Annotated in this window: 8 protein-coding genes; 5 read left to right on the plus strand and 3 right to left on the minus strand. The window is 64.0% G+C overall.

The window, feature by feature from the left end; all coding sequences use genetic code 11:
- From Q0330_RS09095 to rbsK, 3 genes are all read left to right on the plus strand, one after another.
- Positions 1–747: adenosylhomocysteinase (locus Q0330_RS09095; protein WP_299477644.1), on the plus strand; the 747-nt coding region annotated here is incomplete at its 5' end.
- A 3-nt stretch (positions 748–750) separates the two neighbouring features.
- Positions 751–1,938 carry a methionine adenosyltransferase gene (gene metK / locus Q0330_RS09100; protein WP_299477647.1) on the plus strand — a complete coding sequence of 396 codons (1,188 nt, stop codon included), beginning with the start codon at positions 751–753 and terminating at the stop codon, positions 1,936–1,938.
- A 171-nt stretch (positions 1,939–2,109) separates the two neighbouring features.
- Positions 2,110–3,024 carry a ribokinase gene (gene rbsK, locus Q0330_RS09105; RefSeq protein WP_299477650.1) on the plus strand — a complete coding sequence of 305 codons (915 nt, stop codon included), beginning with the start codon at positions 2,110–2,112 and terminating at the stop codon, positions 3,022–3,024.
- A gap of 36 nt (positions 3,025–3,060) precedes the next feature.
- Here rbsK and mntR read toward each other — a convergent pair whose 3' ends face one another.
- The gene (mntR, locus tag Q0330_RS09110; RefSeq protein WP_299477653.1) at positions 3,061–3,462 is read right to left on the minus strand and encodes a manganese-binding transcriptional regulator MntR; all 402 of its coding nucleotides are present in this window, start codon (positions 3,460–3,462) and stop codon (positions 3,061–3,063) included.
- A 158-nt stretch (positions 3,463–3,620) separates the two neighbouring features.
- Here mntR and Q0330_RS09115 point away from each other — a divergent pair, with 158 nt between their 5' ends.
- Positions 3,621–4,907 carry an Nramp family divalent metal transporter gene (locus Q0330_RS09115; protein WP_299477656.1) on the plus strand — a complete coding sequence of 429 codons (1,287 nt, stop codon included), beginning with the start codon at positions 3,621–3,623 and terminating at the stop codon, positions 4,905–4,907.
- A gap of 21 nt (positions 4,908–4,928) precedes the next feature.
- On the opposite strand, the gene rlmN is transcribed toward Q0330_RS09115, so the two are convergent.
- The gene (gene rlmN / locus Q0330_RS09120) at positions 4,929–6,101 is read right to left on the minus strand and encodes a 23S rRNA (adenine(2503)-C(2))-methyltransferase RlmN (protein WP_299477659.1); all 1,173 of its coding nucleotides are present in this window, start codon (positions 6,099–6,101) and stop codon (positions 4,929–4,931) included.
- Positions 6,102–6,222: 121 nt separating this feature from the next.
- Entirely contained in the window at positions 6,223–6,747 is a 525-nt protein-coding gene (locus Q0330_RS09125; RefSeq protein WP_299477662.1) for an invasion associated locus B family protein, read from the minus strand.
- A gap of 146 nt (positions 6,748–6,893) precedes the next feature.
- Here Q0330_RS09125 and Q0330_RS09130 point away from each other — a divergent pair, with 146 nt between their 5' ends.
- Positions 6,894–7,880, plus strand: coding sequence for an asparaginase (locus tag Q0330_RS09130; protein WP_299477664.1), 987 nt, complete (start codon positions 6,894–6,896; stop codon positions 7,878–7,880).
- Positions 7,881–7,933: the final 53 nt, after the last annotated feature.

The following is a 7,933-nucleotide window of genomic DNA, read 5'->3' on the forward strand; positions in this document are numbered from 1 at the left end:
TCGGTCACCAAGTCGAAATTCGACAACAAATACGGCTGCAAGGAATCGCTGGTCGACGGCATTCGCCGCGCCACCGACGTGATGATGGCCGGCAAGGTCGCCGTGGTCTGCGGTTACGGCGATGTCGGCAAGGGCTCGGCAGCCTCGCTGGCCGGGGCCGGGGCCCGGGTGAAGGTGACCGAGGTCGATCCGATCTGCGCGCTTCAGGCCGCCATGGACGGGTTCGAGGTGGTGACGCTGGAAGATGTCGTCGGCAGCGCCGATATCTTCGTGACCACGACCGGCAACAAGGACGTGATCCGGCTGGAGCATATGCGCCAGATGAAGAACATGGCCATCGTCGGCAATATCGGCCATTTCGATAACGAAATTCAGGTCGCGGCGCTGAAGAACCACAAATGGACCAATATCAAGGATCAGGTGGACATGATCGAGATGCCCTCGGGCAACCGCATCATCCTGCTGAGCCAGGGCCGCCTGCTGAACCTCGGCAATGCCACCGGCCACCCGAGCTTTGTCATGTCGGCCAGCTTCACCAATCAGGTGCTGGCCCAGATCGAGCTGTTCACCAAGGGTGACGAATATGCCCCCGGCGTCTATATCCTGCCCAAGCATCTGGATGAGAAGGTGGCGATGCTGCATCTCGACAAGGTGGGTGCGAAGCTGACGAAACTGTCATCGGAACAGGCCGATTACATCGGCGTGCCGCAGGACGGCCCCTTCAAATCGGATCATTATCGGTATTGAGCCATGAGCGAGTATAACATCTTCACCTCGGAATCGGTGACCGAGGGCCATCCCGACAAGATCGCCGATCAGATTTCCGACGCGGTGCTGGACGCCATCATCGCCGAGGATCCGCGCGCCCGCGTCGCCTGCGAGACCATGGTCAAGACCGGCGTCGCCATCATCTCGGGCGAGATCACCACCTCGGCCTGGGTCGATCTGGAATCCATCGTCCGCGATGTCATCAACGATATCGGCTATACCTCGTCCGATGTCGGCTTCGACGGCTCGACCTGCTCGGTCATCAATATCATCGGCAAGCAGTCGCCCGAGATCAATCAGGGTGTTGACCGTGAAAGCCTTGAGGCGCAGGGTGCCGGCGATCAGGGCCTGATGTTCGGCTATGCCTCGGATGAAACCGATGTGCTGATGCCGGCGCCGATCACCTATGCCCACCGGCTGGTGGAACGTCAGTCGCAGGTGCGCCGCAACGGGATGCTGCCCTGGCTGCGCCCGGACGCGAAATCGCAGGTGACCTTCCGCTATAACGACGATGGCCAGCCGATCGCGGTCGATGCGGTGGTGCTTTCGACCCAGCACAGCCCGGAAATCGGGCTGAACGAGCTGCGCGAGGCGGTGATCGAGGAAATCATCAAGCCGGTGCTGCCGGCAGAATGGCTGTCCGCCGACACCAAGTACTTCATCAACCCGACCGGCAAGTTCGTCATTGGCGGCCCGGTGGGTGACTGCGGGCTGACCGGGCGCAAGATCATCGTCGACAGCTATGGCGGCATGGCCCGTCACGGCGGCGGTGCGTTCTCCGGCAAGGACCCCTCGAAGGTCGACCGCTCGGCTGCCTATGCGGGCCGCTGGGTGGCCAAGAACATCGTTGCGGCGGGCCTCGCCAAGCGTTGCGAGATCCAGGTCAGCTATGCGATCGGCGTGGCCGAACCCACCTCGATCTCGATCAACTGCTTCGGCACCGAGACCGTCCCGGCAGAAAAGATCGTGGCCGCCGTGCGCGAGGTCTTCGACCTGCGCCCCTTCGCCATCATCCGCGAGTTGGACCTGCTGCACCCGATCTATCGGCCGACCTCGACCTATGGCCATTTCGGCAAGGCCCCGGTCGATATCACCTATGCCGGCAAGACCCATCGCGGCTTCACCTGGGAAGATACCGGCCGGGCCGAGGCGCTGAGGGCCGCCGTCTGAGGCGACCGGATCATCGGCACGAAAATGCGCGGCCTGCCCTTCGGGGCGGGCCGTTTTCGTCTGGGCTCCGGCTGCCCGGTCTGCCTATCGCCTGCGCCGCGTTTTCATCGCGCCTGTCCTGTGTCACACAGGAAAAAGCGGGCGCGTGGTCCTGCAAAGGGGGGGCAAGGAATGAGCAAGGGGCGTATCGGGGTTGTCGGGTCGAACATGATCGACCTGGTGACCTACACCGACCGGATGCCGGTTCCCGGCGAAACCATCGAGGCGACGGACTTCGCCCAGGGTTTCGGCGGCAAAGGTGCCAATCAGGCGGTGGCGGCGGCGCGGCTGGGATCATCGGTCACGGTGGTGACCTGCATCGGCGACGACATGTTCGGCCAGCAGCAGATCCGCAACTTTCAGGATAACGGCATCGACACCGGCCATGTCCATGTGATCGCCAACAGATCCTCGGGTGTGGCACCGATCTTCGTCGAGCCTTCGGGCGAGAATTCGATCCTGATCATCAAGGGCGCCAATGCCGCGCTGTCGCCGGCCATGGTGGATGAGGCCGCGCCTGCGCTGGCCGAATGCGATGCGATCCTGATGCAGCTCGAAATCCCGCAGGAGGCGAATTACCACACCATCGCCTGGGCCGCGTCGAAAGGGATCACCACAATCCTGAACCCGGCCCCGGCCTCGCCAGATCTGGACGTGTCGCGGCTGGCCGGCCTGTCCTTCTTCTGCCCGAACGAGACCGAGCTTGCGACCCTGACCGGCATGCCGACCGAGACCGACGACGACATCATTACCGCCGCCCGTCACCTGATCGCGCAGGGCATCGGGCAGGTGGTCGTGACGCTTGGCGGGCGCGGTGCGCGGCTGGTGACGACAGACAGCGTGGAAGAAATCACCCCGGTGAAGGTTACCCCCGTCGATACCACCGGCGCCGGCGACGCCTTCATCGGCAGTTTCGCCCATTACCTGGCCGAAGGCATGGGGGCGTCGGCCGCGCTGCATCGGGCGGCGCGCTATGCGGCCAGTTCGATCACCCGTCGCGGGACGCAAAAATCCTATCTGACCGCCGAAGAATTCGCGGGGTTCTGACCCAAAGCCGCCTGATTGCCCTGATCGCCCCCGGCGTCAGGACCGCAGGAAGCCTGCCAGTCGGCGCAGCGTCACTTCCGAGACGTGATGTTCGATTCCTTCGGCATCCAGTTCCGCCACGTGTTCCGGCACCCCGATCCGAATTAGGAATTCCACCACTGTCCGGTGGCGTGCACGGACACGGTCGGCCATGGCGGCGCCGGCATCGGTCAGGAATACCCCGCGATAGGGGCGCGAGGTCGCCAGCCCCTCGCGCTTCAATCGGGCGATGGATTTTGTCGCGGTGGGTTGGGCCACGCCCATGCGCTCGGCGATGTCGGCGACGCGGGCCTCGCCGAATTCGGCGATGAGATCGCCGATCAGTTCGACATAATCCTCAAGCAGCGCAGCGGCTTGCTTCTCTCGGGCGCGGGCGAAGCGGTTGGCAGAGTCGGTCATTGCAACCTTTCGTCGTGGTGCGTCGCCAATCATAGCCGATGCAAAGAGACATTCCACAGGGAATTTTTACATGCCGCGGCAAGATGAAACTTTGCCACTTGCGAAAAGTATAGCACAAGCTATTTATGTATCTCATTGCTATGAATGAGCCGCACCGAATGTCAAACTCCTCGCTCCGCACGCAACAAGGCATCGCTTCCGTCCTGCGGGGCGAGGCGCGGGGCTGGCGCAGCCGGCTGTTTTTCGCGGGGCCGGCGATCATCGCCTCGGTCGCCTATATGGATCCGGGCAATTACGCGACGAATATCCAGGCCGGGGCGCGATACGGTTATGCGCTGCTCTGGGTGGTGCTGCTGGCCAATCTGATCGCGATGCTGTTTCAGGCGCTGTCGGCGCGGCTGGGGATCGTGACCGGAAAGAACCTGGCCGAGATGTCGCGCGACAACCTGCCCCGGCCGCTGGTCTGGGTGATGTGGGCCGTCAGCGAGGTCGCGGCCATGGCCACCGACCTGGCCGAGTTTCTGGGCGGCGCCATCGGCCTGTCCTTGCTGTTCAACCTGCCGCTGATCGTCGGCATGGCGATTACCGCGATCGTGACCTATGGCATTCTCATCTTCGAATCGCGCGGTTTCCGCCCGATGGAGCTGATTATCGGCGCGCTCGTCGGGGTGATCGGCCTGTGCTATCTGGCCGAAGTGCTGATCGCACCGGTCGATTGGGCGGCTGCTGGGGTTGGCCTGATGACGCCGGCCTTGCCGGACAGCTTCGCGCTGACCATCGCGGTGGGCATCATCGGCGCCACGGTCATGCCACATGCCATCTATCTGCATTCCGGCCTGATGCAGTCGCGCGCCCAGCCGCGCGACGACCAGGATCGCCGCAAGCTGCTGCGCTTCTCGAATATCGAGGTGGTGCTGGCCCTCGCCGTTGCCGGGCTGGTCAACATGGCCATGGTGATGATGGCCGCAAGCGCCTTTCATCAGGGCCATTCCGACGTTGCCGAAATCGAGACCGCCTATCACACCCTCACGCCACTTCTGGGGGCCGCCGCCGCCGGGATCTTCCTGACCTCGCTGATCGCCTCGGGCATTTCCAGTTCGGTCGTGGGGACGATGGCGGGGCAGATGATCATGCAGGGCTTCCTGCATATCCGGGTGCCGATCTGGCTGCGCCGGCTGGTGACCATGATCCCTGCCTTTGCCGTGGTGGCGCTTGGCGTGAACGCGACGCAGGCGCTGGTGATCTCTCAGGTGATCCTGTCCATCGCCTTGCCGGTGCCGATGCTGGCGCTGCTGTACTTCTCGGGCCGGCGCGAGGTGATGGGCAGCTTCGCCATCGGCCCGCTGCTCAGCATCCTTGCCATCGTGGCATCCTGCGCGGTGCTGGGCCTGAACTTCGTTCTGCTGGCCGAGACCTTCGGCCTGCCGATCCCGTTCCTGGACTGACGCATCCCCGGCTGACCCGCTTCAGGCCCGCGCTTCCGCCTCGACCTCTGCCTTCGACTTCCGGCCACGCTCGGTCGCCGATTTCAACTGACCGCAGGCAGCCATGATATCCTCGCCGCGCGGGGTGCGGATGGGGCTGGCATAGCCGGCCTTGTAGACGATGTCGGCGAATTTCTCGATCCGCTCCCAGCTGGAACGCTTGTAGGGCGCGCCCGGCCATTCGTTGAAGGGGATCAGGTTGATCTTGGCCGGGATGCCACGGATCAGCTTCACCAGCCGGCGGGCATCCTCGTCGCTGTCGTTCACACCGTCGAGCATCACATATTCGAAGGTGATGCGTTCCGAGTTCGACAACCGCGGATAGTCGCGCAGCGCATCCAGCAGCGTGGCGATGTTCCATTTCTTGTTGATCGGCACCAGCCTGTCGCGCACCTCGTCGGTGGTGGCGTGGAAGCTGATCGCCAGCTGACAGCCTATCTCCTCGGCGGTCTTGGCGATCTCGGGCACGACGCCGCTGGTCGAAAGCGTGATGCGGCGGCGGCTGAGGCTGAGGCCCTCATTGTCCATCACCACCTTCATCGCGTCGCGCACGGCGTCGAAATTATAGAGCGGCTCGCCCATGCCCATCAGCACGACATTGCTGACCAGCCGGGTCTCGTCCTTGGGGGTGCCGGGTTCGGGCCATTCGCCCAGGTCGTCGCGCACCAGCATGACCTGGCCCACGATCTCGCCCGGCGTCAGATTGCGGACCAGCTTCTGGGTGCCGGTATGGCAGAAGGAACAGGTCAGCGTGCAGCCGACCTGACTGCTGACACACAGGGTGCCGCGATTTTCCTCGGGGATATAGACGGCCTCGACCTCGTGGCCGCCGGCGATGCGCAGCAGATATTTGCGGGTCCCGTCCTCAGAAATCTGCCGCGTCACCACCTCGGGCAGGCCGATCTCGAATTTTTCGGCCAGAAGCGCGCGGTAATCCTTGGCGAGATTGGTCATCTGCGCGAAATCGCGCAGACCCCAGTGATAGATCCACTGCCAGATCTGACCGACGCGCATCTTCGCCTGGCGTTCAGGCGTGCCGGCCGCGATCAGCGCCTCGCGCAGCTGCTCGCGGGTGAGGCCCACGATATTGATGCGCGCGCTTTCGGGCAGCTTGCGCGGAATGGTCAGCACGTCTTGCGTGATCGGGGCGGTCATGGCGGCAGAATCCTTGGGAAGGCAGCAGACATAGTGAAAAAAGCCCCGCCGATCAAGCGGGGCCTGTTGTCATGCCGAACAATCCGATGCGATGCGGACCGGGGGCCGCACCGCCCAAGCGTTACTGGCAGTTCGACTTGGCCGCGTTGGTTGCGGCGGTAATGCCCGACAGGCTGAACGTGTCGACGGTCTTGGTCCCGCGCGAGGACATGGCCGTCAGAGTCGCGCTGGAGCCTGCGCGCAAGGCCGCGATCAGCTTGGCATCTTCCGAGGAAGAGCCGGTCCAGGCATTCTCGCCCTCGGTGAACAGGTCGAACTTGTTCCCGCCGATATCCACCGCCACGGTCGAGCCGGGCTTGAACGGATAGCCGCCGGTAAAGCTGACCTCGCCGGCTGCGCCGGGGCGATAGGCGACGTAAAGCCGGATCGCGCCGCGCTGGACCTCGACCGGCTGGCCGTCCTTGCTGTTGACCGTCGATTTGGGCGGCGATACGGCCCAGCATTCCTTGGGGTTGCTGCCCGCGAATACCGTCCAGTCGCCTTCCGTGGCGACGACATTGGTGGATTCCTGCGCCAGTCCCGCGCCGGAGAGACTGGCGGTGACTGCAAGGATCGCGGCCGCGCCGCGCAGCGTATTGGTGATCATGTTCTGCCTCCTGCCTTTAGCTTTCTTAACGATGCCTGTGGCCTGTGTTACTTATCCACGTCAAGATAACGCCAAACAAGGGCGCGAAAAAACCCCAATTGGCAGGAAATCGCGCATTTGTCAGGAAATTGAGGGGAAGCAGAATCATGCCATCGGCAGAACTGATCGAATTGTGGCGCGGCGAGTTGCAGGAAGGGGTCCATCGCGGCCATGCGGTGATCCATGACGGCACCGATATCGTCGGGGCCTGGGGCGATCCGGCGGCGATCATCTATCCGCGCTCGTCCTGCAAGATGGTGCAGGCGCTGCCGCTGCTGGAATCGGGTGCCGCCGATGCGGCGGGTCTGGGGCTGGAACAGCTGGCGCTGGCCTGCGCCTCTCATAACGGGGCGGCGCTGCATGTCGGGAAGGTCGGTCATTGGCTGGACGGCATGGGGCTGGGCGAGGGCGATCTGCGCTGCGGCTGCCACCGGCCCTGGGACAAGGCCGAGGCGAAGCGGCTGAGTTGTTCGGATCATGCGCCGAGCCAGTTGCACAACAATTGCTCGGGCAAACATGCGGGCTTCCTGACCTGGACCCGGCACGCCAAGGCCGGCCCCGAATATGTCGAGATCGACCATCCGCTGCAAAAGGCGATCCGGCAGGCCACCGCCGAGGTTTCGGGCGAGGAGATCGCGGGCGTCGGTATCGACGGCTGTTCGGCCCCGAACTTCGCCGGCTCGATTACCGGGCTGGCCCGCACGATGGCGGCTTTCGCCAACCCCGCCGATGATGCGCGCGGGCGCGGCATGGCGCGGCTGGTCGATGCGATGCGCGCCCATCCCGATCTGGTCGCCGGCGAGGGCCGCGCCTGCACCGAGCTGATGCGCGCGACCGGCGGTCGCGTTGCCGTCAAGACCGGGGCCGAGGCGGTCTATGTGGCCATTGTCCCGGAACGGAAACTTGGCGTTGCGGTCAAGATCGAGGATGGCGGCACCCGCGCCTCGGAGGCCGCGATCACGGCGCTGCTGGTGCATCTGGGTGTGCTGGACGCCGCGCATCCGGTGGTTGGTCGCTTGCTCAATGATCCGATGAAGAACTGGCGGGGGATCGAGGTCGGCGGGCTTCGCCTCGCGCCCGGCTTTACGGTCTAGCTAAAGCATTTCGCCGCAACCCTGAATCGTTTTGGGTTCCGCTGAAGCGTTGA

Source organism: uncultured Paracoccus sp. (assembly GCF_937873615.1).
Classification (GTDB): Bacteria; Pseudomonadota; Alphaproteobacteria; order Rhodobacterales; family Rhodobacteraceae; genus Paracoccus.